Genomic DNA, 23,276 nt, shown 5'->3' on the forward strand with positions numbered 1-23,276 from the left:
TGAGAATCATAATAGACTCATCCGGCGTTGGTTGCCTAAGGGAAGCAAAAATGCGACTCAACAACAAGTCGCATTTATTGAAAACTGGATTAACAACTATCCAAAGAAACTATTCAATTATAAATCTTCTATAGAGTTTTTACAGACTGCCTAACTTGAACTTGAAATTTGGCCTCAAAAATTTTTTTGAAAATATGAAAAAAATTTCAAAAATCTATTGACAGGGTGGTGGTATCTCTGCTATAATTTATTATGTTGCCAAGCGGGGATGGCGGAATTGGCAGACGCGCAGGACTAAGGATCCTGTGGCCGCTTTAGGCCGTGTGGGTTCAAGTCCCACTCTCCGCAGATTAGACCAGTCGTAGGACTGGTTTTTTTGTTTATCTTGATAAAAAAAGCCTATCGCTCTGATAGGTTTTTAATATTATACAAAGGCATGTCGTCGTGGTATCATAGTTTTATTATCTTTAGGAGGATTAATATGAAAAAATTAACATTTGGAATCGTTGCGCTTGCATCAACAGTATTGCTTGCAGCATGTGGTTCAAGTGAAAAAACTGAGAAAGCAGCAGATTCAGCAAAATCAGAAAAAGAAAAAGTAGTTCTTGCAACTGTAGGGACAACAAAACCTTTCTCATTTGAAAAAGATGGCAATTTGACTGGTTATGACGTCGAAGTTGCTAAAGCGGTCTTCAAAGGTTCTGATAAATACGAAGTTGAGTACAAAAAAACAGCTTGGTCATCAATCTTTACAGGACTCGACGCTGGTAAATTCCAAATGGCTGGTAACAACTTCTCTTACAGTGAGGAACGTGCAGCTAAATACCTTTACTCAGCACCAACAGCGACTAACCCACTTGTACTTGCTGTAAATAAAGATAGTGGTATTAAATCAATCAAGGATATCGCTGGTAAAAAGACTCAAGTTGTAGCTGGAACGTCAACTGCCTCAATGCTTGACAAATACAACCAAGCTAATGCTGATAAAGCAACTGAAATTAACTACACTAACGAAGACATTACACAAATGTTGACAAGTGTTGATGGTGGTAAATTTGACTACAAGATTTTTGAAACACAATCTGTGAAAACTATCATTGAAGATCAAGGTCTTAACAATGTTGAATTGATTGAATTTGATGCAGCTGACCTTGGTGCAGATACAAACCCATACGTTTACTTCATCTTTGCAGATGGTCAAGACGACTTACAAAAATTTGTAAACACACGTATTGCGGAGTTGTATGAAGATGGCACACTTGAAAAATTGTCTAACGAATTCCTAGGTGGAACATACTTACCAGAAGAAAAAGACGTTAAAGAAGCAAAATAAACAGGAAATGGGATGAGAAGCTGAGCTTTCTCGTCCTTTTTGTTATAATGAAACTATGTTATTAGATCAACCGATTGCAACACTCAAAGGTTTTGGTCCCAAGTCTGCGGAGAAGTTTCAGAAGCTTGGACTTTATACCATCGAGGATTTGTTGCTTTATTACCCTTTTCGTTATGAAGACTTTAAGAGTAAGTCTGTTTTTGAGTTACTAGATGGCGAAAAAGCTGTTATTACAGGGACAGTGGTGACGCCAGCCAATGTCCAGTACTACGGTTTTAAGCGGAACCGTCTTTCCTTTAAAATAAAGCAGGGCGAAGCCGTTGTTGCTGTTTCGTTTTTCAATCAGCCTTATCTTGCTGAGAAGATTGAGCTTGGGACTGAGGTAGCTATTTTTGGGAAATGGGAAGAGAAAAAGTCTGCGGTGACAGGGATGAAAATTCTGGCTCAGGTGGAAGATGACATGCAGCCAGTTTATCATGTTGCTCAAGGAATCTCGCAGACTGCCCTTGTCAAAGCTATTAAAGCAGCTTTTGAGAGCGGTGCCTTAGAAGAAATTAAAGAGAATCTACCAGATGTTTTTCTGATGAATTATCGTCTACTGGGACGCCAGGAAGCGGTGCGTGCCATGCATTTTCCCAAAGATTTGGCAGAATACAAACAGGCTCTACGTCGCATCAAATTTAAAGAACTCTTTTATTTCCAAATGCGTTTGCAGGTTTTAAAGGCTGAAAACAAATCTGAGACAAATGGACTAGCTATTTCCTATGACAAGCAGAAAGTGGCTGATAAGATTGCTGCTCTGCCATTTCCTTTAACCAAAGCTCAGGAACGGAGTTTGTCTGAAATTTTAGCCGATATGGCGTCAGGTGCCCATATGAATCGTCTCTTGCAGGGAGATGTGGGATCAGGTAAGACAGTCATTGCCAGTCTTGCCATGTACGCTGCTCATACGGCTGGACTTCAGTCTGCTCTTATGGTTCCAACGGAGATTTTAGTCGAGCAACATTTTGAGAGCTTAACCAATTTATTTCCAGAGCTCAATGTCGCTCTTTTGACCTCTGGGATGAAAGCGGCAGTGAAAAAGGCGGCTCTAGCTGGTATTGCGGATGGTTCGGTGGAGATGATTGTGGGGACGCATTCGCTGATTCAGGACGCTGTGACCTACCACAATCTTGGTTTGGTTATCACCGATGAACAGCATCGTTTTGGGGTGAATCAACGCCGTATTTTCCGTGAAAAGGGGAACAATCCTGATGTACTCATGATGACAGCAACGCCAATTCCAAGGACCCTTGCCATTACAGCCTTTGGAGAGATGGATGTGTCCATCATTGATGAACTCCCTGCTGGGCGCAAGCCTATTGTCACCAGATGGGTCAAGCACCAGCAATTAGAGACGGTTTTGGACTGGTTAAAAGGTGAATTAGCCAAAGGCTCTCAAGCCTACTTTATCTCTCCTCTTATCGAGGAGTCTGAGGCGATGGATTTGAAAAATGCGGTGGCTCTGCACGAAGAATTGACCGCATATTTTAGTGATACCGCCACAGTCGCCCTTATGCACGGTCGTATGAAAAATGATGATAAAGATCAAATCATGCAGGACTTTAAAGCGAAAAAGTCACAAATTTTAGTATCAACGACCGTCATTGAAGTAGGGGTTAACGTTCCAAATGCTACAGTGATGGTCATCATGGATGCCGACCGTTTTGGGCTCAGTCAACTTCATCAGCTGCGTGGACGTGTCGGACGTGGCGATAAGCAGTCCTACTGTGTCCTAGTGGCCAATCCTAAAAATGAAGTCGGTAAAAAGAGAATGTATGCTATGGTTGAGACAACAGATGGCTTTGTCTTGGCGGAAGAGGACCTCAAAATGCGTGGTTCAGGTGAAATCTTTGGGACACGCCAATCAGGTATTCCAGAATTTAAAACGGCTGACATTGTCGAAGACTACCATATCTTGGAAGAGGCTAGACGCGTCGCTTCGGAAATCGTCACCGATAACAACTGGAAACAAGATCCTCGCTGGACAGCTATTGTTAACAATGTAGAGGTCAAAGGTGAGTTTGATTAGGGATTGTTAGTCAAGACTATCTAATATAATATATAAAGAGAAGTAACAACTTTAAAAAGTTTGTTATACTAAGTATAACAAGTGTTGACTTAACACTCAACACTCATATCAATAGTAAGGAGTAAGGTTATGGAATCTGTTGCCATTGAAGTCACTCATTTATCTCAGACGTTTGAACTAAATAAAGGTAAGAAATTACCCATTTTGAAAGACATTAGTTTTTCGTCGAGTTATGGAGAATTTATCTCAATATTGGGAGTTAGTGGTTCGGGAAAATCAACATTGTTGAAAGCTATAGCTAGTCTGTTAAAACCAACTTCTGGAGAAGTCTATATAAACGGCATCAATCCTTATAAGTTAAATAGTAATAAATTAGCTGCCTTTAGACGTGAAGAAGTATCGCTTATTTTCCAATCCTACAACCTAGTTCCAGCCCTGCCTGTTTTTGAAAATATTGTACTTCCTTTACGTTTGGGGCATAAACCAATCAATAGGCAAGAAGTGATTAACTTGCTTCAACAAATGAATTTTGAGGCAGATATCAATGCTAAGGTAGAAAATTTATCTGGTGGTGAACAACAAAAAGTAGCGATTGCTAGAGCCATTTTATCTAATAGTCGTATTATTTTAGCGGATGAACCGACCGGTGCTTTAGATAGTAACTCTCGACAAGCTATTTTTGAATTACTGCGAGAGCTGACACACCAAGGAAAATGTGTCTTGATGGTGACGCATGATTTAGAGCTGGCATCATATACCGATAAATCTCTTATTTTAAAAGATGGTCTGATAGCACAAATTATTGAAACTCCTTCTGCCTCAGAGCTTTATCAAGCTTTGGAAGTCGGTACGACTGGAAAGTAGGGTGAGAAGATGCTGAGATTGATTTATTACCAATTTTTATATTCTAAGAAACAGTGGCTAGGAACGATTCCTCTGTTGTTGGTTTCAAGTCTTCTTGTTGGAATGTCTGTTATTGGGATTAGAAGTACATTAGGAGTATCCTACAATGGTGAGATGCTTTTCAAGATGTTCATTTTTTTTGGTGGAGTTACCTTATTTTTACTGGTTTCTAATTTGATGACATTTTTGATTGAACTTTTTAAAAAAGATTATCAACTTTGGTCAATTTTAGGGGCTAGCGATATCCAGCTATCCTTATTAATGGGAGCCCAACTTTTTGTAATTGCTTTTTTGGTCAGTGTAGTTGGTCTGGGACTTGGAACGGTCAGTGTTGGTCCTTATTATCAGCTGATGCAATTGTTGATTGGCAAGGAAGAGTTGCCAGATGTGGCGATTGTTGTTAATCTTCTTGATTTAATAGTAGGTTCGCTACTGGTTCCAGTGATAGCTGGGCTTGCGGGTTGTTTCTATGCTTATAAAGTCATCAAGCAAGGCAGTTTATTTACCATGAAATTTGTGAAGACATCACGGTTATCAAAAGTTATTTCTACTGTGAAGATTATTTCCATTTTAGGAACATGGCTGGCGCTTGTCTATTTCCTATTAGCCATGAATGACATTCAATCAAAAGATAACTTGATTAGAAATTCAAGTATGACATTAGTTCTTCTACTTTTGAATTTATTAGTCATACAAGTGGTGACACCAAGATTACAAATATTTTTTATTCGTTTGAGCCAATTATTACCCTATCCAAAAAGTTTTGGTGATATTATTAGCGGGTGGCAACTACTCCATTATCCTCTCTATTTAAAAACGCTACAGTCATCCATGGCTATGGGATTGACCTTGGTTTCGGGATTTATTCTCATTACTCAAAATCTATCTGCTAGAAATGCTTCCGACAGCGTTAGGGAAAGTATCGTCTCTTTTATTGCTTATTTATTGACACCAATTCTATTGATTTTAGCCAATGCTATTTCAATTACAATCCTGTCAAGTAGTCAGGAAAAAAGAGATATTCAGCAATTACAAATTTTAGGAGTTTCTAAGAGCCAGCTGTTGGTTATCCATGTTTGGGAGGGGATTAGACAGTCGATGCTTGTTGTGCTGGTCTCATTACTTTTCAATGGACTGATGTTTTTGATTGTTGAAAAAATTGCAGAGACAATCAATGGTGAGATACGAAGTATTGTTGGAATGTGGCTCCCTACAGTTATTTTTATTCTTTTAATATTTTTCGTTATCCTGTTGACTAAGATGCTTAGTGGAAGGCAGAGTGAGGAAAGAACATAAGACTGATGTTTACGCCTGAACCATTCTCAGGCGTTTTTAGCTATCATGAAATGATTTTCTTTGAAAAAGCTTTCAAAAAAACAGGAAAAATATTGGCAAACGGTTTCAAAAATGATAAAATGATGAAAACTAATTGGGGAAAGGAGAAATTTAACATGGTACCTGTCAAAAAATCAATTACGATGAAAGATGTCGCTAAGTTAGCCGGGGTTAGTGTGGGAACAGTTTCGCGCGTGATTAATAATGAAAATGGAATCAAGGAGCTAACCTTAACAAAAGTCAAATCAGCTATTGAAGAACTCAATTATATTCCAGATGCTTATGCGCGTGGGATGAAAAAAAATAAGACTGAGACAGTTGCCTTGATTATTCCCACAATTTGGCATCCCTTCTTTGCGGAGTTTGCCTACTTTGTAGAAAATGAGCTGAGCAATCAGAATTATAAAATGCTGCTCTGCAATATTTCCGGATCTAAAAAGGAAATCGAATACATCACCATGCTCCAGCAAAATAAGGTGGATGGGATTATTGCGATTACCTATAGCCCAATCGAAGATTATTTAACAACCAATATTCCATTTGTGAGTATTGACCGTACTTATGACAATAAAAACATTGCCTGCGTGACTTCAGATAATAAGGCGGGTGGCTGTCTAGCGGCAAAAATGCTACTTGAAAAAGGGTGTCAACAGTTAGCTTTTATTGGTGGACATAATCAGACGACCAATGAAACCAAAAATCGTCACAGGTATTTTAAGCAGTCCCTTGAAGAGTTAGGAAAAAACTGTCATGTTTTAGACTACGATGAGGATATGGGAGATACCAAAGAACAAGTTAGAGCTTTCTTGGAAGAGCATCCAGCTATTGATGGCATTTTCACGATTAATGACTTCTTGGCATTGGATGTTATTGAAATTCTAAGACAGTTGGGAAAACGTGTCCCAGAAGATGTTCAAGTCATTGGTTATGACGGCATTCGTTTAGCGATGGAGCGAAAAAATCCAGTGAGTACGATTAAGCAACCCTTAGAGGATATGGCAAAAGAAGCTGTTCAAATTTTACTAAGTATTATTGATGGCGTTCCTCACAAAATGCAGTCAATTTTACCCATTTCCTTTATCGAAGGTCCAACGACAAAAAATTAAAATTTTTTTGCAAAAACGGTTGACAGAAATCGCTTACAATGATAAGATGTTACTGTAATCAAAAGATACAATTTTTATTTAACAAAAAATTGAAACGTTTCAAAGGTTTTTGGAAGCAAAGGCCTTTGCCTATTCTTTAAAAATTGAAACGTTTCAAAAAGGAGGAGCTATGGCTGTTGCTAGTGTGAAAAAGACTGGTTTATGGGAACGCATTAAAAGACAACGTTTCTTGCTTTTGATGATTTTACCGGGACTTTTACTAACCTTTGTCTTTCGCTATATTCCCATGTATGGGGTCTTGATTGCCTTCAAAGATTTCAATCCTTTAAAGGGAGTCTGGGGAAGTGAGTGGGTTTGGTTTGAAGAGTTCTCAAAATTCTTATCATCACCTAATTTCATGGTTTTATTAGGCAATACTTTGAAATTGAGTGTTTATGGTTTGGTTTTAGGCTTCTTCCCGCCAATTATCTTGGCGATTATGCTCAATCTCTTGATTAGTGATAAGGCTAAGAAACGTATTCAATTGATTCTCTATGCGCCAAACTTTATTTCTGTTATCGTTATTGTCGGTATGATTTTCCTTTTCTTCTCAGCAGAAGGTCCTGTAAATGGCATCCTATCGCACTTTGGTCTTAAGACAAACTTTATGACAGAGCCAGACTACTTTAGACCTTTGTATATCTTTAGTGGTATTTGGCAAGGGATGGGTTGGGCTTCAACGCTTTACACAGCAACTTTGGTCAATGTGGACACATCACTCATTGAAGCAGCTCAGCTTGATGGGGCAAATATTTTCCAACGTATTCGTCACATTGATTTACCAGCTTTGAAACCAATCATTGTCATTCAATTTATCTTGGCGGCTGGTAACATCATGAGTGTTGGTTATGAAAAAGCCTTCTTGATGCAAACCAGCTTGAACTTAACCGCTTCTGAAATCATTTCAACCTATGTCTACAAGGTCGGTCTTGTTTCAGGAGATTACTCATACTCAACAGCGGTTGGTTTGTTTAACTCAGTCATTAACATGATCTTGCTCTTCTCAGTGAATAAAATTGTTGAACGTCTCAATGATGGTGAAGGGCTCTAGGAGGTAGTTATGAATACAAAATTATATACCGACTTTGATAGAAAAATTTTATTGCTGAATAAGATTTTGATTGCTGGGTTGGTCTTGATTACAGTTGTACCGATGGTTTATATCTTAGTGGCTTCCTTTATGGACCCGCAAGTTTTAGCGGTTAAAGGAATTAGTTTTAATCCAGATGATTGGACTGTCCAAGGCTATCAAAAAGTATTTGGTGATGATTCGATTTTACGTGGATTCATCAACTCACTGATTTACTCAACAGGTTTTGCGATTTTAACTGTTGCGATTTCAGTTTTGACTGCTTATCCCTTGTCTCGCAAGGACTTGGTTGGTCGTAAATGGATCAATTACTTCCTTATCTTCACCATGTTCTTCGGTGGTGGTTTGGTTCCAACTTACTTGCTCATTAAAAATTTGGGCATGCTCAATACCGTTTGGGCAATTATCGTTCCAGGTGCCGTCAATGTATGGAATATCATCTTAGCTAGAACCTACTTCCAAGGAATTCCTGAAGAATTGGTAGAGGCTGCCGTTATTGATGGGGCAAATGACTTCCAAATCTTTGTGAAGATCATGTTGCCACTGGCAAAACCAATCATGTTTGTTCTTTTCCTCTACGCCTTTGTCGGTCAATGGAATTCATATTTCGATGCGATGATTTACATCAAGGATCCAGACCTTGCACCGCTACAATTGGTTCTTCGCAATATCTTGATTCAAAATGAAGTCAGTGCCAATATGATTGGTGCGCAAGCAGCCATGAATGAATTGAAGAAAATTGCTGAAATGGTTAAATACGCAACCATCATCATTTCAAGTTTACCACTTATTGTGATGTACCCATTCTTCCAAAAATACTTCGACAAGGGTATTATGTCTGGTTCACTCAAAGGGTAATCCCTTTCCAAAACATTGTGATTTAATATTGAAAAAAATAAAGGAGTTTTCTCATGAAAAACAAATGGATGACACGTTCAATGCTTATCGTTGCAACAGCTGCAGCAGGTTTGGCTCTTACAGCTTGTGGGTCTAAGGACACCGCTGCAAGCCCAGATTACAAATTGGAGAATGTTAAATTCCCACTTAAAGACAAAGTGACATTGAAATTCATCACTGGTAGCTCAACGTTGGCACCAGAGGACCCTAACGATAAATTGATTTTCCAACGTATGGAAGAAAAAACTGGCGTTCATGTTGAATGGACAAACTATCAAGCGGACTTTGCTGAAAAACGTAACTTGGACATTTCATCTGGTGACCTTCCTGATGCTATCCACAATGATGGTGCGTCTGACGTTGAGTTGATGTCTTGGGCAAAACAAGGGGTTATCGTTCCTGTTGAAGATTTGATTGACAAACACATGCCAAATCTTAAGAAAATCTTGGATGAGCACCCAGAGTACCGTTCACTGATCACAGCTCCAGACGGACACATTTACTCATTCCCATGGATTGAAGAACTTGGTGAAGGTAAAGAATCTATCCACAGTGTTAATGACATGGCTTGGATTAATACTGACTGGTTGAAAAAATTGAATCTTCAAATGCCACAAACAACAGATGAGTTGGTAAAAGTTCTCGAAGCCTTTAAAACACAAGACCCTAACGGTAATGGCAAGGCAGATGAAATTCCAATGTCATTCATCAACAATGGTGGAAATGAAGAATTCAAGATTCTCTTTGGTGCCTTTGGTGAAGGGGACAATGATGACCACCTTGTCGTAAGTAATGATGGTAAAGTTGATTTTACAGCTGACAATGACAGCTATAAAGAAGGTGTGAAATTCATGCGCAGCCTTTATGAAAAAGGACTTCTTGATACAGAAGCCTTTGAACAAGACTGGAACAGCTACATTGCCAAAGGTGGGGAAAACCAATACGGTGTTTACTTCACTTGGGATAAGGCTAATGTTTCTGGTATGAACGACAGCTATGATGTTCTTCCAGTTCTAGCAGGTCCAAGCGGTAAGAAAAATGTCACTCGTACAAACAACATCGGTTTCTCTCGTGACCGCATGGTAATCACAAGTGCTAACCAAAACTTAGAATTGACTGCTAAATGGATTGATGAACAATATGCACCAGTACAATCAGTTCAAAACAACTGGGGTACTTATGGTGATGATAAACAACAAAATATCTTTGAATTTGATGAAGCAACACAAAGTTTGAAACACTTGCCACTTGAAGGTACAGCGCCAGCTGAACTTCGTCAAAAAACAGAGGTTGGTGGACCACTTGCTATCTTAGATAGCTACTATGGTAAAGTGACTACAAAACCAGACGATGCTGCTTGGCGTTTAGATTTGATTAAAAAACACTACGTGCCTTACATGAGCAATGACATGATTTACCCACGCGTCTTTATGGAAGAAGAGGACTTGGATAAATTGGCACAAGTTGAAGCAGATATGATGGACTTTGTCGCTCGTAAACGTGCCGAATGGATTACTAAAGGTGGCGTTGATGCAGAATGGGATAGCTACAAGGCTGAGCTTGAAAAATATGGTCTTTCAGATTGGATGAAAATTAAACAAGATTACCTTGATAACTACCTCAAATCACAGGAGTAAGTTATGACAGAACATTTTACTGTGGAAAGGGCTAATGCTTATATTGCAGCACCTACAGAGGCTCTTGACACAACGTTTAAACCCGAAAAACATTTTTCAGCACCGATTGGCTGGATCAATGACCCAAATGGTTTTGTGTATTTCCGTGGAGAGTATCACCTCTTTTACCAATTTTACCCTTACGATAGTGTGTGGGGGCCAATGCACTGGGGCCATGCCAAGTCAAAAGATTTGGTCAATTGGGAGCATTTACCAGTTGCTTTAGCACCAGATCAAGAATATGATAAGGATGGATGCTTCTCAGGCTCTGCCATTGTCAAAGACGATACCCTCTGGTTGATGTACACTGGTCATAATGTGGATCCAGATGGAAGCGTTCGTCAAATCCAAAACATGGCCTACTCAACAGACGGTGTGACCTTTACTAAGATTAAGGAAAATCCAGTAGCGACTGGTGATATTCTACCAGAAGAGTTGGTGGCAGCAGATTTTCGTGACCCTAAACTTTTTGAAAAAGATGGTCGTTATTATGCGGTAGTTGCTGCTAAGCATAAAGATAATGTCGGAACCATTGTTCTATTGGGTTCAGATGATTTGGTGGACTGGAGCTTTGAATCCATCTTCCTTAAAGGTGAAGCTGACCAAGGCTTTATGTGGGAATGTCCAGATTACTTTAGTCTAGGTGGCCAAGATGTCCTTGTCTTCTCTCCAATGGGTTATCCAAAAGCTGGTAATGACTTTGCAAATCTTAACTCATCTGTGGCAGTTCTTGGTACGGTTGATTGGGAAACTAAAACATTTAAGTTAGAATCTGTTCAAGAAATTGATCACGGTCATGACTTTTATGCACCTCAAAGCCTAGAGGATGGTCAAGGACGTCGTATCATGATTGGATGGGAGCATACATGGGGGCGTACCGTTATCCCTCATGAGTTGCGCCACGGATGGGCAGGTAGCATGACCCTCCCTCGTCAATTGACGATTGTTAATGGACGTGTGAAGCAGACAGTTCTTTCTGAAAGCATAGCAGAGCTTCCAAAAGTAGCTTTAGGAGATGTAGTAGAAAGCGCAGCCTATCTTGAACTTTCTCTGGAAGCTAGCCGTCATTTCCGAATTGGTTCGGCAGAAGATTTTGTGACCTTTGGTTACGATGCTGATCGTGAAGAAGTCTACATTGACCGTAGCAAACTCGCTTATCAATTAGTTGGTGAAGAAAAATGGGAAACTACTCGCCGAGCAGTAACCGTAAAAGCAACACGCTTGCAAGTTGTGATTGATAAGAACTCTCTTGAAATATTTGTCAATGGTGGTCAAGAAAGCTTAACTAGTGTAGTCTATCTGACACAAGAAAGATATTTGGAAGAACTTAAATAGTAAGAAAACCTAGGATTCGGATGAAATCCTAGGTTTTTCGTTTTTAAGTAGAAATAAATGCAGATATGGAGGAATTATCCCAAATTTTCAGAAAAGTCTTGCAATATTGGGTGAAAGGCATATAATGGGACTGTAATAAGAAAAAAGGAGTATTTTATGTCAACATTAACGAATGACTTTACGGAAAAATTATATGCTGACTACCTAGCTAATCCTAAGTATCAAGCTGTTGAAAATGCTGTGACCAATAATGGTTTGCTCAAATCTCTTCGAACACGTCAATCTGCAATTGATAATGACTTTACCTTTTCAATTGATTTGACGAAAGATGCTGTCTCTAATCAAAAAGCTTCAGGGCGTTGCTGGATGTTTGCAGCGTTGAATACGTTTCGTCATAAACTCATCAACCAATTCAAATTAGAAAACTTTGAATTGTCGCAAGCTCATACTTTCTTCTGGGATAAATACGAAAAATCAAACTGGTTTTTGGAACAAATTATTGCGACAGCAGACCAAGAATTGGGAAGTCGTAAGGTGAAGTTTCTCCTTGATGTGCCACAACAAGATGGTGGTCAATGGGATATGGTGGTAGCACTTTTTGAAAAATACGGGGTTGTGCCAAAGTCAGTTTATCCAGAATCCGTGTCATCTAGCAATAGCCGTGAGCTCAACCAATACTTGAACAAATTGCTTCGTCAAGATGCCCAAATTCTTCGTGAAGCTGTTCAAAGTGGTGAGGATGTCCAAGCCAAGAAAGAAGCTCTCTTACAAGAGATTTTCAATTTTCTAGCGGTTAATCTAGGTTTGCCACCACGCCAATTTGATTTCTCTTACCGTGACAAGGACAATAATTTCCACACGGAAAAGCAAATCACTCCTCAAGATTTCTTTGACAAATATGTCGGTTTGAAATTATCAGATTATGTTTCTGTCATCAATGCGCCAACAGCTGATAAGCCTTATGGCAAATCTTACACCGTTGAGTTGCTTGGAAATGTCGTCGGAGCACCTGCGGTTCGTTACCTTAATCTTGGGATGGAGCGTTTCAAAGAGCTTGCAATTGCCCAAATGAAGGCAGGAGAAACGGTCTGGTTTGGTTCTGATGTTGGTCAAGTGTCAGACCGTCAAGCAGGTATCATGGCGACAAATACCTATGATTTTGATGCAGCTTTGGATATTAGCTTGACTCAGGATAAGGCTGGGCGTCTCGATTATAGTGAAAGTCTGATGACGCATGCGATGGTCTTGACTGGAGTTGATTTGGATGACAATGGCAAACCACTTAAATGGAAAGTCGAAAATTCATGGGGAGATAAAGTCGGTGAGAAAGGCTACTTTGTCGCTTCAGATGCCTGGATGGACGAATATACTTATCAAATCGTTGTCCGCAAAGAATTCCTCACCGAAGAAGAATTAGCTGCCTATGAAGCAGAACCGCAAGTTTTAGCCCCTTGGGACCCAATGGGAGCCTTGGCAGGCAAATAAGCGTTATTATATTTTATTGAAAAAGCATTTTAACAAAGAATCCTTTACATTTAAGGGATTCTTTTTTATTTCAAAAAATAAAAAATTATCAAAAAACGATAAAAAGTTGTTGACAAAGATATTTTTGTGTTGTAATATAAATATATCGAAATACGGTAACAAATAAATTAAAAACAACAAATCGTCATCGAAAAGAAGAAAAAGTTAAGAGCTCAGCTATTTTCCCTAAAAACTAAAATGAATTATAAACAAAGGAACTATTATCATGAAAACAATCAAAACTATCGCAACAGTAACCCTCTCAGCAATTATCGCCGTTCTTGTTCTTCAAGTGAGTGCCGCAGCCCTTCTTCAAATCTTATCTCTCAACCCCGAGCAGTTCTTGCCAAAAGGTGCAGTCATGGTCGGAGAACTCGGCTGGACAAATGTTATCGCACTCTTTGCACATCACAGCTTGATGATTTATGCCTTAATGGCTCTCAAAAAACTGATCAAAGGCTTTACCAAAGAAACCTTGATGTCAGCAGCCTTTGGTAAAACCCTCACTCAAGTTGGTATCGTGGCAGTTATCGCAGACTTGATTTCTAGCTACACTATGTCTCAAATGCTAGGCTACATTCATGTGAATGTTCAACTTGGTGTTTACCTTATCCTAGCGGGCTTTGCCTGTGAATACGCACGCCGCTACATGGTTAAAAAAGGATTGACTTTCTAAGGCATTTAAAAGGAAAAAACGCATGAAAAACTTATTAACGATAACTAACATTAGCAAGCACTACGGCAAACAAAAAGCACTAGACAAGGTGAGTTTTACCATCAAAAAAGGTGAGATTCTAGGATTCGTTGGTCAAAATGGAGCTGGTAAAACAACGCTTATCCGAGTCCTATCCGGTCTCATCACCAAAGATGAGGGTGAGGTTATTCAAGAAACTGCCTATAAAATCGGTGCCATTATTGAATCACCAGTTCTTTATCCAAATATGTCAGCATTTGATAATTTAATGTACTCAGCCCTGCAAATTGGGATTGCAGATACTGAGAAACGTATTGATGAGGTGCTGAAATTGGTTGGTCTATCTGACGTGGATCCGAAGAAAAAGGTCAAAGACTTCTCACTCGGGATGCGTCAGCGGATGGCGATTGCGCTTGCTATCCTTGATTTTCCAGATTTCCTGATTTTGGATGAGCCCGTCAATGGCCTCGACCCATCTGGTATCAAGGAGATGCGAGACATTATCCACAACCTCCGAGACCGCTACGGCATTACCATCCTCATCTCCAGCCACATTTTGTCAGAGCTTGAGCTGGTCGTTGACCGTTTCGTCATCATGCACAAGGGCAAGGTCATCAAGGATATTGCCAAAAACGACCTGTATGCAGAGGTCGAGGAAAAGATTGTTGTAAGGACGACGAACAATAAGCTGGCGCAACAAACGCTTAATGAGTTGGGCTTAAAGCCAGTTGCCCAAGGGGACAAGTTAGTCCTGTCGCCTGACCAATCTGTTCAGGAGCTTATCCTAGCACTTCTTGAGAAGAAAATTGAAATTACCGATATTTACCATGCGGGTGGTAACTTTGAAGACTACTACCTAAGCCTCTTAGATTAGAAAGAAGAACCTGATGTTAAATTATGTCAAAGCAGATATTTACCGTATTCGTAAGGAGCACCTGTCTTTTGTATCACTTGGTTTACTCCTTGTTTTTGGCAGTTTATTTGCCTATATTTACCGTGAAGACCATTCAACAGAAGTGGCTAGAAATCTTGTGATGACCTGGCCAACCTTGTTACCACTTTTCTTTGTCACACCAGCCAAGATTTTCCTAGGAGAAGATTTGACCAACCGCACCATTAACAACATGCTTATCAAAAGTCAAAATCGTCTGAAGGTATTTAGCTATAAATGGGTCATGACGGTACTTGCTACTTGGCTATATGCGCTTGTAGCGCTGATGATGACAGGCCTTGTCCATCATTTAGTGACAGGAATGGCCTCTTATCAGACCATCTTGACTTACCTTTTCTACCAGTTACCACTTTATACGGTGATTGCCAGCCTCTGTGCTTTTATCTTTGCCTTCTTTGACCGCATTTATCAGTCTTATATGGTTTATATCATTATTGTGCTGTTATTTGACCAACTGGCGAGTCTCATGATGGGCATGCTGTTTAAGACCGATGCGTTAGCACCTTACATGATGTTTAATCAGCTGAGTCAGGTTGATATTTCAGGAAATTATCTGACAAATACCGTTCTTGTGGCTATACTGTTTAGCCTTGTTTATGCCCTTGTGAGTTACCTCATGTTTGCCAAACGTGAATTTAAGTAGGAGATTATGATGAAACGTAAGATTTTAATAGGATTAGCAGCCTTTTTAGTGATTGGCCTTGCTGGGCTTGTCTGGACTGGTGTTCAAAATGATAAGACCGATGTTTCTTATGATAAGACATTTACCGTACCAGCCAAGAACATCAATGTCATCCATGTGTCTAGTTTGGAACAACCTGCCAAAGTGGTGGTCAAAGAAAGTGAGCAAGCAAAGACAAGTGTTCATATCACGGGGCAAATGGCTCAAAATAATATCGCTGCTATGGAGAAACAATTTGGCATTGATGAGGAGGGCGATTTGATGATTTCCTTTGCGGAGGATGGCTTGACCCTGACTGTTATGAGAGATAAACCGACGGTGACCATTGAGATTACCCTTGCCAAAGACGTGACGTTTAACGATTTTCGTCTTTTTAGTAGCAATGGCGGAGCAGATATTACCTTGCCGAAGAGCTTTGATGGTCGCTATAAAATCACCAGCCAGAGTAACAAGATCACCAAACCACAAAATGGGACTAATAAGAAACGCCAAGCAAGCATTGAAACCCCAGGTGATGTGAATGTAGTGCTGGAGTAGGGAAGAAGAGATTTACATGAGAAAAATTTGGGCAGTTATTGGTCTCATAATCTTTGTTCTTGTAGGATTTGTTTTCGCCGTATTCCATAGTGTCGAAAACGGTCAAACTGATCAGAAAATTCATCGAGAGTGGGATTTAGCTGAACATGTTCAAAAAATAGAATTTTACGGCACTCAGCAACCTGTGACCATTCTTGTGGAAACAGGACATGAAGCAAATCGTTTGATTGTAGATGGTCTGGTGCCAAAGGAAAGTTTACAAACTTTGGCTTACGATAGCAAAGCTTCTTTAGAAGAACTGTACTTACCTTTCTCAAAACATGGGTTTAAATTAGCTGTTTCTCAATCCCATAAGGATGAACTTATGGTTACATTAGAGCTTATCGAGGCAAAAAGTTTGGAAGAATTCGTTATGGATACCTGGACAGGAGATGTTGTCCTTCAAGTACCAGAGGACTTTGCAGCACGTTATGACCTAGATACTAACAGAAGTGGCAAAATCACCTCAGAAGTTAAAAGTGATGAGAACAGCTCTGCTATTATCACTATAAATACCTATGGTAATATTACCGTAAAAAATAGAAAGTAGAGAAATGAAGAAAAAATATGCTTTTGGAGGCTTTATCCTTATGATGATTGGCCTTCTGCTGACAGGTGTTTTTGCTTTTGCAAGTCAAGAAAATACGACAGAAGAAATTGATAAAAGATGGATTTTGACTGGCCAAACCATTGATGAGATTTATATGGCAGGGATGAATCAGCCGGTGAATCTAGTCATTGAGCGCTCTGAAAAAAGAAATACTGAGGTAATTGTTACAGGAAAAGTTCCTGAGCGAAGTTTGAAATCACTGTCAGATAAACAATATACGAAACAATCGGATACTTTCCTGAGCTTGGCTTTTGAAGAGTTGAAGACTGGTTTAGGTACCCATCACATCAATATCAATGAAAATGCTCGTAAGCCTGTTACTATAAAGGTGTCTCTTGGTAAAGAGACTATTTTGAAGACGTTACATCTTGATTCTACGGGTGGCGCTGTTCATCTGCAACTTCCGAAAGATTTTCAAGCAAACTATCATTTAACAGCTGTTGATGGCGAAGTCAAGAACACTCCTCAGTCCGTCAATGGAACTCAAACTAACATTAAGGTGACCAATTACTATGCCAATATTATTGTTGATTAGATAAATATTGTCGCTAAGCAGAAAAAACTGGTGTATAATAGAAGAAATAAAAAGGAGAAATCGTATGACTTTCGTTTTAAATACTATTGTAGCGCTAATCGTTTTGAGTTTAGTAGCTGTAGTTATTCTACAAATCCATAAAAAAAATAAGCCTCTTCCAAAGAGGGAGTTTGGATACCTCAAGTGGGTTATCTATTTACTTAATCTGCTTATTGTTGGGTTAGGGCTTGGGGCTATCTTGGGTATTATTGGATTAATCCTCAACCTTTTTGGACTTCTAGATGTTTTACAAGAGTTCCTTAATGTCAGTGGTGGTCAAAATGGCTTCAGTTTTTCATTTGAAATGGTTAATCAGTCGCCATTTGCGACAATTGTAGATATGATCAATATGATCTCTGTTCTAGGAATCTTAATCTGCATGCGTGCTTTTATGAAAAATATTATTTTGGAAGAGATTTTCATTCCAAATAATGTGAGACTAGCACGTTTATCAACGATTTTCTTAGTGCTAGGATCATTGATTCGATCAGGTGTTGATACTTCAAGTATTGTCATGCATGGGCAATATGCAGAGAAGACCTATGAGTATAGTTTCTTTAGCTTAAATTACTTGTTAGCGGCAGTATTGGTATGGACCATGTCAATCATCTTGGAAAAAGCTATCGCTATTGCTGAAGAAAATGAATTCACCATCTGATTGGAGGTAGGGACATGATTATCGTCAATTTAGATGTGGAACTGGCAAAGAAAAAAATGAAATCAGGTGACTTGGCGGAGCGTATTGGCATTACACCAGCCAATCTTTCCATTTTGAAAACAGGTAAGGCAAAGGCTATTCGTTTTTCCACTTTAGAAGCCATCTGTAAGGAGCTTGGCTGCCAACCAGGAGATATTTTGGAATATCGTGAAGATGACTAGTTGTTGCCCTTGGGGCAGACAAATAGTAAGAAAGAGGGAGAAAATCCCTCTTTTTAAGGTTAAAATAAGTAATCGTTTTCATTTTTTGGTATACTAAAACCATAAAAACAAAGGAGAGAAACATGAAACAAGTTATTGGACAGACAGGTGTGGAAGGGTCACGTATTTCGCTTGGGTGTATGCGAATGGCTGCGCTAGAAGTGGCTGACGCTGAAAAGGTGATTGCGACCAGTCTTGAAGCAGGTATCAACTTTATTGACCATGCCGATATTTATGGTGGTGGTCAGTCTGAGGAACGCTTCCGTGATGCGGTGAAAAATCTAGGCATTGCGCGTGAGGATCTGATTTTACAATCTAAATGCGGTATTCAGCGTGGCTATTTTGATTTTTCAAAAGACCATATCCTTAATTCTGTTGATGGGATTTTGAAACGTTTGGATACAGATTACCTTGATTTTCTAGTCTTGCACCGACCAGATATTTTGGTCGAACCAGAAGAAGTTGCGGAAGCTTTTAGTCAATTAAAACAATCTGGTAAAGTCAAACACTTCGGTGTCAGCAATCAAAACCGCTACCAAATGGAACTCTTGCAGTCTTATCTCGATGAGCCATTAGCAGTAAATCAATTGCAGCTATCCCCAGCACACACACCAATGTTTGATTTTGGGGTTAATGTCAACATGCGTAACGACGCTGGTGTTAACCGTGATAGTGGCATTGTGGAATACTGCCGTTTGAACAAGGTGACGATTCAGGCTTGGTCACCATTCCAAATTGATCTTGGGAAAGGCCTTTTCTCAGGAAATCCAGATTACAAAGAATTAAACGAAACAATCAGCCGTTACGCTGAACAATACGGTGTGTCTGATGAAGCGATTATCATTGCATGGATTTTACGCCATCCAGCTAAAATGCAAGCTATCATCGGCTCAATGAATCCAGACCGCATTGCCAAAATCGCTAAGGCGACTGAGGTTAATCTGACGCGTCCAGAATGGTATGACATTTACCGCAGCGCAGGAAATGTGTTGCCGTAAGCGGCTGATTTAAACAAAAAAACGACTGTCTTCATCAGATGAGCAGTCGTTTTTGAGTGTTATCAGATTACCCTTCAATGTAATCAACCAATTCTTTTCCTTTTAATCCTGCATTGAGTGCAATCAGCAATTTCAATCTTGCCTTGGGTGCGTTGAGTTCTTTGACAAACATGACGCCCATTTCTTGAAGGGTTACGCCACCACCGTCATAAGCGTAAACAGGCTCAGCAATGCCATTGAAGCAACGTGAGACAAGGACGACAGGAACTCCTTGGTCAATCAGGTTTTTGAGTTCCAAAGCTGCGCTAGGCGGAATATTTCCAGCACCAAGAGCCTCGATGACCACCCCATCAATATTGTCAGGGCTGAGCAGACTAATGATACTGCCATCACCCATACCAGCGTAGGCTTTGATAATAGGAACAGTCCCTGAAATCTTATTCAAATCAAATCGTACACGAGGCTCGGCTGTTTTGAAAAAGAGAATATCGTGTTTCATGATGATGCCAAGTGGTCCGTGTGTAGGCGTTTGGAAGGTCGAAACATTGGTCGTGTGGGTTTTTGTCACGTATTTAGCAGCGTGGATTTCATCATTCATCACCACAAGAACACCCTTATCAGCAGCCTTGTCGTGACTGGCGACACGTAGGGCAGAGAGGTAGTTATACACCCCATCGCTTCCCAATTCATTTGAAGACCTCATGGCACCTGTGAGGACGATGGGAATTTCTGGGATAGCCATGGTATCCAAAAAGTAGGCTGTTTCTTCTAAAGTATCTGTGCCGTGAGTGATAACAATGCCGTCAAATTGCCCAGCTGTTTCACGGATTTTGTGGTAAAGAGCCAGCATGTGGCTTGGTTTGATATGTGGACTAGGAAGATTTAGAAAATCAACGACAGTCAGGTCTAAATGTTTCCAGTCAATATCAATCTGTGTCATGGGATTATTTTCGGTAGGATTCACATTTCCAGTATCATCAGCTGTCATGGAAATGGTACCACCAGTATGGAGAACTAAGATTTTTTTAGTCATAAATGAAAGCCTTTCTGAAAATGAATATGATATAATATAAGTATTGTAACACATTTCTGTAAGGGAATGAAGGAGACGCACGCTAGGAGAGATTTTCTTGCAGTGTAAGGTGTAAAAAATGATAGGTGAAAGGAGCAGTTTGTATGGCAGTCAAAGCAGTCTTTTTTGATATTGACGGGACACTGTTAAATGATATGAAAAAAGTGCAGCGATCAACCCAAAAGGCTATTTCTGAGATGAAAAAGCAAGGGATTTTAGTTGGTCTTGCGACTGGCCGTGGTCCAGGATTTGTCGCTCCTTTCATGGAAAATTTGGGGTTAGATTTTGCAGTTACTTATAACGGTCAGTACATTATTACGCGTGATAAGATTCTTTACCAAAACCAACTGCCAAAATCATTGATTTATAAGGCAATCAAATTTGCGTCAAGTAACCGCATGGAGATTTCCTTGGGATCAGCTGACGGTCTCCTTGGTTCTAATATCATCAATATGGGGACGAGCCCCGTTGGTCAAGTGATCAGCCGATTGGTTCCTAAAAAATGGACAAAATCAGTTGAGAGGGGCTTTAAATATTTGGTGCGCCGTGTGAAACCCCAAAATAGTCAGTACCTCCTCACGATGATGCGTCAGCCTGTTTACCAAATTGTCTTGATTACTACTAAAACCCAACTGCTTAGGGAAGAATTTCCAACTGCAACTGTGACGAGAAGTAGCCCCTACTCAGCGGATGTCATTTCTCAAGGGCAATCTAAGATAAAAGGAATTGCCCGTGTCGGTGAGGTCTTTGGCTTTGATTTGTCTGAGGTTATGGCTTTTGGTGATTCGGACAATGATATGGAGATGCTATCTGGAGTTGGTGTCGCAGTAGCGATGGGTAATGCCAATGAAGAGGTAAAAGCTGTTGCTCACTATGTCACAGAAACCAATAATAAAGATGGTATTGCGCAAGCTTTGGCCCACTTTGGACTAATCCATGTTGAGCAAGAAAAAGTCTTCGGTAGCCGTGACGACAACTTCAACCGAGTTAAGGACTTTCACCAGCTTATGGACGGTGAGACTTGCGAGAAGCCTAGAGTTTATGATTTAGAGGAAGCAGGTCACCGTTCAGGCTTTAAAGCAGAAGAGATTGTTGAATTTCTCTACGCAACCAGCGGTGGCAATACAGACTTGTTTAAAAACGCTGTGGAAGACCTTCATCAGGCTGTGGATAAAGCGGTGCAGAAAGTGGAGGCAAAAGGAGAGCCTGTTGATAACCCTTTGGTGGGGCAAGTCGATGCCCTGACAGACCTTCTCTATTTTACCTATGGCTCGTTTGTATTGATGGGGGTTGACCCGAAACCATTCTTTGACACCGTGCATGAAGCTAATATGGGGAAAATTTTCCCAGACGGAAAAGCGCATTTTGACCCAATTACCCATAAAATCTTGAAACCAGATGACTGGGAAAAACGCTTTGCCCCTGAACCAGCCATCAAACGAGAACTGGATAGACAGATCCAAAAAGCGAAAATGAAACAAAGGAAAAAAGAAATCTGATAAAAGCTCCGTTGGAGCTTTTTACATGACATCAGAATTGACTTCTTCTTTTCATTTAAATGATTTTGCGCTATAATAAGGAACGTGATTGAAAGGGGGACTGCCCAGTTGTCGTCCCAGGTATTTGATAATGAAAGAATTTAATAAATCCTCAAAACTTGAACATGTCGCTTATGATATTCGTGGACCAATCTTGGATGAAGCTGAGCGCATGATTGCCAATGGAGAAAAAATTCTACGCCTTAATACTGGAAATCCGGCGGAGTTTGGTTTTACAGCACCAGATGAGGTGATTCGTGATCTTATTTTGAATGCTCGTAACAGTGAAGGCTATTCTAATAGTAAAGGGATTTTCTCTGCTAGAAAAGCAATTATGCAGTATTGTCAGACCAAGGGCATTCAAGGTGTGGATATTGACGATATCTACATTGGTAATGGTGTTTCTGAGATGATTTCCATCTCTATGCAGGCGCTTTTGGACAATGGTGATGAAGTGCTAGTGCCAATGCCTGACTACCCCCTTTGGACAGCTTGTGTGAGTCTCGCTGGGGGAAATGCGGTGCATTACCTTTGTGATGAATCTGCCAATTGGTATCCAGATATTGATGACATCAAGTCTAAAATTACTTCTAAGACGAAGGCGATTGTTATCATTAACCCAAATAACCCAACGGGAGCTCTTTATCCAAAAGAACTTTTAGAAGAAATCGTTGAGGTTGCTCGTCAAAATGATTTGATTATCTTTGCGGATGAAATTTATGACCGTATGGTTATGGATGGTAAAAAACATATTGCCATTGCTAGCCTAGCACCAGATGTGTTCTGTGTGTCAATGAATGGGCTGTCAAAATCTCATCGTATCTGTGGTTTCCGTGTGGGCTGGATGGTGCTCTCTGGACCTAAAAAACATGTTAAGGGCTACATTGAAGGGCTTAATATGTTGTCAAATATGCGCCTTTGTTCAAATGTCTTAGCCCAGCATGTGGTTCAAACTTCTCTAGGTGGTTATCAGTCTGTTGATGAATTGTTAATTCCTGGCGGACGCCTTTATGAGCAACGTGAATTTATCACCAAAGCAGTCAATGATATCCCAGGCTTATCAGCTGTTAAGCCAGAGGCGGGGCTCTATATTTTCCCAAAAATTGACCGTGAGATGTACCGTATTGATGATGACGAGGAATTCTGTTTGCAACTGTTAAAACAAGAAAAGGTCATGTTGGTACCTGGTAAGGGCTTCAACTGGAAAGAACCAGACCACTTTCGTATCGTCTATCTCCCTCGAGTGGAAGAATTGGCAACCTTGCAAACAAAATTAACACGTGTTCTTAATCAATACAAACGTTAAGGGTTAATCCTGATAAACATTGGAGGCTGGGCAAAAACTCGTCCAGT

22 protein-coding genes, 1 tRNA gene and 1 pseudogene are annotated in these 23,276 nt (G+C 40.0%); 23 read left to right on the forward strand and 1 reads right to left on the reverse strand.

Annotated elements, in window-relative coordinates:
* The 21 genes and pseudogenes from EAF07_RS04620 to EAF07_RS04720 form a co-directional block, all read left to right on the forward strand.
* Positions 1 to 154 (forward strand): annotated as a pseudogene (locus EAF07_RS04620) (IS30 family transposase); the annotation flags it as partial.
* 108 nt (positions 155 to 262) lie between these two features.
* Positions 263 to 348, forward strand: a tRNA-Leu gene (locus tag EAF07_RS04625).
* Positions 349 to 481: 133 nt separating this feature from the next.
* Positions 482 to 1,333 (forward strand): amino acid ABC transporter substrate-binding protein, encoded by an 852-nt coding sequence (locus tag EAF07_RS04630; protein ID WP_121835137.1) that lies wholly within the window; start codon positions 482 to 484, stop codon positions 1,331 to 1,333.
* Positions 1,334 to 1,388: 55 nt separating this feature from the next.
* Positions 1,389 to 3,404, forward strand: a complete 2,016-nt coding sequence (gene recG / locus EAF07_RS04635) for an ATP-dependent DNA helicase RecG (RefSeq protein WP_121835139.1) — start codon at positions 1,389 to 1,391, stop codon at positions 3,402 to 3,404.
* A 129-nt stretch (positions 3,405 to 3,533) separates the two neighbouring features.
* Positions 3,534 to 4,268 carry an ABC transporter ATP-binding protein gene (locus EAF07_RS04640; RefSeq protein WP_121835141.1) on the forward strand — a complete coding sequence of 245 codons (735 nt, stop codon included), beginning with the start codon at positions 3,534 to 3,536 and terminating at the stop codon, positions 4,266 to 4,268.
* A 9-nt stretch (positions 4,269 to 4,277) separates the two neighbouring features.
* Complete coding sequence (locus EAF07_RS04645) at positions 4,278 to 5,603, forward strand: FtsX-like permease family protein (RefSeq protein WP_121835143.1); 1,326 nt, start codon at positions 4,278 to 4,280, stop codon at positions 5,601 to 5,603.
* A 155-nt stretch (positions 5,604 to 5,758) separates the two neighbouring features.
* A complete protein-coding gene (locus EAF07_RS04650; protein WP_121835262.1) occupies positions 5,759 to 6,748 on the forward strand; it encodes a LacI family DNA-binding transcriptional regulator in 990 nt (329 codons plus the stop codon).
* Between the two features lie 169 nt (positions 6,749 to 6,917).
* Positions 6,918 to 7,838 (forward strand): ABC transporter permease, encoded by a 921-nt coding sequence (locus EAF07_RS04655; RefSeq protein ID WP_121835145.1) that lies wholly within the window; start codon positions 6,918 to 6,920, stop codon positions 7,836 to 7,838.
* Between the two features lie 9 nt (positions 7,839 to 7,847).
* The gene (locus EAF07_RS04660; protein ID WP_121835147.1) at positions 7,848 to 8,735 is read left to right on the forward strand and encodes a carbohydrate ABC transporter permease; all 888 of its coding nucleotides are present in this window, start codon (positions 7,848 to 7,850) and stop codon (positions 8,733 to 8,735) included.
* A gap of 68 nt (positions 8,736 to 8,803) precedes the next feature.
* On the forward strand, positions 8,804 to 10,411 hold the full coding sequence (locus tag EAF07_RS04665; protein ID WP_121835264.1) for an ABC transporter substrate-binding protein: 1,608 nt from the start codon (positions 8,804 to 8,806) through the stop codon (positions 10,409 to 10,411).
* Between the two features lie 3 nt (positions 10,412 to 10,414).
* Positions 10,415 to 11,785, forward strand: coding sequence for a glycoside hydrolase family 32 protein (locus tag EAF07_RS04670; protein WP_121835149.1), 1,371 nt, complete (start codon positions 10,415 to 10,417; stop codon positions 11,783 to 11,785).
* Positions 11,786 to 11,941: 156 nt separating this feature from the next.
* A complete protein-coding gene (gene pepC / locus EAF07_RS04675; protein WP_121835151.1) occupies positions 11,942 to 13,270 on the forward strand; it encodes an aminopeptidase C in 1,329 nt (442 codons plus the stop codon).
* 265 nt (positions 13,271 to 13,535) lie between these two features.
* On the forward strand, positions 13,536 to 13,985 hold the full coding sequence (locus EAF07_RS04680) for a hypothetical protein (RefSeq protein ID WP_121835153.1): 450 nt from the start codon (positions 13,536 to 13,538) through the stop codon (positions 13,983 to 13,985).
* 22 nt (positions 13,986 to 14,007) lie between these two features.
* The gene (locus EAF07_RS04685) at positions 14,008 to 14,877 is read left to right on the forward strand and encodes an ABC transporter ATP-binding protein (RefSeq protein ID WP_121835155.1); all 870 of its coding nucleotides are present in this window, start codon (positions 14,008 to 14,010) and stop codon (positions 14,875 to 14,877) included.
* Between the two features lie 13 nt (positions 14,878 to 14,890).
* Positions 14,891 to 15,598 (forward strand): hypothetical protein, encoded by a 708-nt coding sequence (locus tag EAF07_RS04690; RefSeq protein WP_121835157.1) that lies wholly within the window; start codon positions 14,891 to 14,893, stop codon positions 15,596 to 15,598.
* Positions 15,599 to 15,607: 9 nt separating this feature from the next.
* On the forward strand, positions 15,608 to 16,174 hold the full coding sequence (locus EAF07_RS04695) for a hypothetical protein (protein ID WP_121835159.1): 567 nt from the start codon (positions 15,608 to 15,610) through the stop codon (positions 16,172 to 16,174).
* A gap of 16 nt (positions 16,175 to 16,190) precedes the next feature.
* Positions 16,191 to 16,763, forward strand: coding sequence for a DUF4097 family beta strand repeat-containing protein (locus tag EAF07_RS04700; protein WP_121835161.1), 573 nt, complete (start codon positions 16,191 to 16,193; stop codon positions 16,761 to 16,763).
* Positions 16,764 to 16,767: 4 nt separating this feature from the next.
* Positions 16,768 to 17,358 carry a hypothetical protein gene (locus EAF07_RS04705; RefSeq protein ID WP_121835163.1) on the forward strand — a complete coding sequence of 197 codons (591 nt, stop codon included), beginning with the start codon at positions 16,768 to 16,770 and terminating at the stop codon, positions 17,356 to 17,358.
* Between the two features lie 64 nt (positions 17,359 to 17,422).
* Complete coding sequence (locus EAF07_RS04710) at positions 17,423 to 18,055, forward strand: DUF2975 domain-containing protein (RefSeq protein ID WP_121835165.1); 633 nt, start codon at positions 17,423 to 17,425, stop codon at positions 18,053 to 18,055.
* Between the two features lie 14 nt (positions 18,056 to 18,069).
* A complete protein-coding gene (locus EAF07_RS04715) occupies positions 18,070 to 18,276 on the forward strand; it encodes a helix-turn-helix domain-containing protein (protein ID WP_121835167.1) in 207 nt (68 codons plus the stop codon).
* A 122-nt stretch (positions 18,277 to 18,398) separates the two neighbouring features.
* Complete coding sequence (locus EAF07_RS04720; RefSeq protein WP_121835169.1) at positions 18,399 to 19,313, forward strand: aldo/keto reductase; 915 nt, start codon at positions 18,399 to 18,401, stop codon at positions 19,311 to 19,313.
* 67 nt (positions 19,314 to 19,380) lie between these two features.
* Here EAF07_RS04720 and EAF07_RS04725 read toward each other — a convergent pair whose 3' ends face one another.
* A complete protein-coding gene (locus tag EAF07_RS04725) occupies positions 19,381 to 20,346 on the reverse strand; it encodes an asparaginase (RefSeq protein ID WP_121835172.1) in 966 nt (321 codons plus the stop codon).
* A gap of 143 nt (positions 20,347 to 20,489) precedes the next feature.
* Here EAF07_RS04725 and EAF07_RS04730 point away from each other — a divergent pair, with 143 nt between their 5' ends.
* Together EAF07_RS04730 and EAF07_RS04735 are read left to right on the forward strand one after the other, a co-directional pair.
* A complete protein-coding gene (locus EAF07_RS04730; RefSeq protein WP_121835174.1) occupies positions 20,490 to 21,884 on the forward strand; it encodes a Cof-type HAD-IIB family hydrolase in 1,395 nt (464 codons plus the stop codon).
* A gap of 130 nt (positions 21,885 to 22,014) precedes the next feature.
* The gene (locus EAF07_RS04735; RefSeq protein ID WP_121835176.1) at positions 22,015 to 23,229 is read left to right on the forward strand and encodes a pyridoxal phosphate-dependent aminotransferase; all 1,215 of its coding nucleotides are present in this window, start codon (positions 22,015 to 22,017) and stop codon (positions 23,227 to 23,229) included.
* Positions 23,230 to 23,276: the final 47 nt, after the last annotated feature.

Source organism: Streptococcus hillyeri, assembly GCF_003686955.1.
In the GTDB taxonomy this organism is placed as follows: domain Bacteria; phylum Bacillota; class Bacilli; order Lactobacillales; family Streptococcaceae; genus Streptococcus; species Streptococcus hillyeri.

Coding starts and splice junctions, on each gene's coding strand:
- EAF07_RS04695 (WP_121835159.1), top strand. CDS start 15,608: ATGAAACGTAAGATTTTAATAGGATTAGCAGCCTTTTTAGTGATTGGC.
- EAF07_RS04655 (WP_121835145.1), top strand. CDS start 6,918: ATGGCTGTTGCTAGTGTGAAAAAGACTGGTTTATGGGAACGCATTAAA.
- EAF07_RS04735 (WP_121835176.1), top strand. CDS start 22,015: ATGAAAGAATTTAATAAATCCTCAAAACTTGAACATGTCGCTTATGAT.
- EAF07_RS04640 (WP_121835141.1), top strand. CDS start 3,534: ATGGAATCTGTTGCCATTGAAGTCACTCATTTATCTCAGACGTTTGAA.
- EAF07_RS04715 (WP_121835167.1), top strand. CDS start 18,070: ATGATTATCGTCAATTTAGATGTGGAACTGGCAAAGAAAAAAATGAAA.
- EAF07_RS04705 (WP_121835163.1), top strand. CDS start 16,768: ATGAAGAAAAAATATGCTTTTGGAGGCTTTATCCTTATGATGATTGGC.
- EAF07_RS04660 (WP_121835147.1), top strand. CDS start 7,848: ATGAATACAAAATTATATACCGACTTTGATAGAAAAATTTTATTGCTG.
- EAF07_RS04690 (WP_121835157.1), top strand. CDS start 14,891: ATGTTAAATTATGTCAAAGCAGATATTTACCGTATTCGTAAGGAGCAC.
- EAF07_RS04725 (WP_121835172.1), bottom strand. CDS start 20,346: ATGACTAAAAAAATCTTAGTTCTCCATACTGGTGGTACCATTTCCATG.
- EAF07_RS04710 (WP_121835165.1), top strand. CDS start 17,423: ATGACTTTCGTTTTAAATACTATTGTAGCGCTAATCGTTTTGAGTTTA.
- EAF07_RS04680 (WP_121835153.1), top strand. CDS start 13,536: ATGAAAACAATCAAAACTATCGCAACAGTAACCCTCTCAGCAATTATC.
- EAF07_RS04685 (WP_121835155.1), top strand. CDS start 14,008: ATGAAAAACTTATTAACGATAACTAACATTAGCAAGCACTACGGCAAA.
- EAF07_RS04670 (WP_121835149.1), top strand. CDS start 10,415: ATGACAGAACATTTTACTGTGGAAAGGGCTAATGCTTATATTGCAGCA.
- pepC (WP_121835151.1), top strand. CDS start 11,942: ATGTCAACATTAACGAATGACTTTACGGAAAAATTATATGCTGACTAC.
- EAF07_RS04630 (WP_121835137.1), top strand. CDS start 482: ATGAAAAAATTAACATTTGGAATCGTTGCGCTTGCATCAACAGTATTG.
- EAF07_RS04730 (WP_121835174.1), top strand. CDS start 20,490: ATGGCAGTCAAAGCAGTCTTTTTTGATATTGACGGGACACTGTTAAAT.
- EAF07_RS04650 (WP_121835262.1), top strand. CDS start 5,759: ATGGTACCTGTCAAAAAATCAATTACGATGAAAGATGTCGCTAAGTTA.
- EAF07_RS04700 (WP_121835161.1), top strand. CDS start 16,191: ATGAGAAAAATTTGGGCAGTTATTGGTCTCATAATCTTTGTTCTTGTA.
- EAF07_RS04720 (WP_121835169.1), top strand. CDS start 18,399: ATGAAACAAGTTATTGGACAGACAGGTGTGGAAGGGTCACGTATTTCG.
- recG (WP_121835139.1), top strand. CDS start 1,389: ATGTTATTAGATCAACCGATTGCAACACTCAAAGGTTTTGGTCCCAAG.
- EAF07_RS04665 (WP_121835264.1), top strand. CDS start 8,804: ATGACACGTTCAATGCTTATCGTTGCAACAGCTGCAGCAGGTTTGGCT.
- EAF07_RS04645 (WP_121835143.1), top strand. CDS start 4,278: ATGCTGAGATTGATTTATTACCAATTTTTATATTCTAAGAAACAGTGG.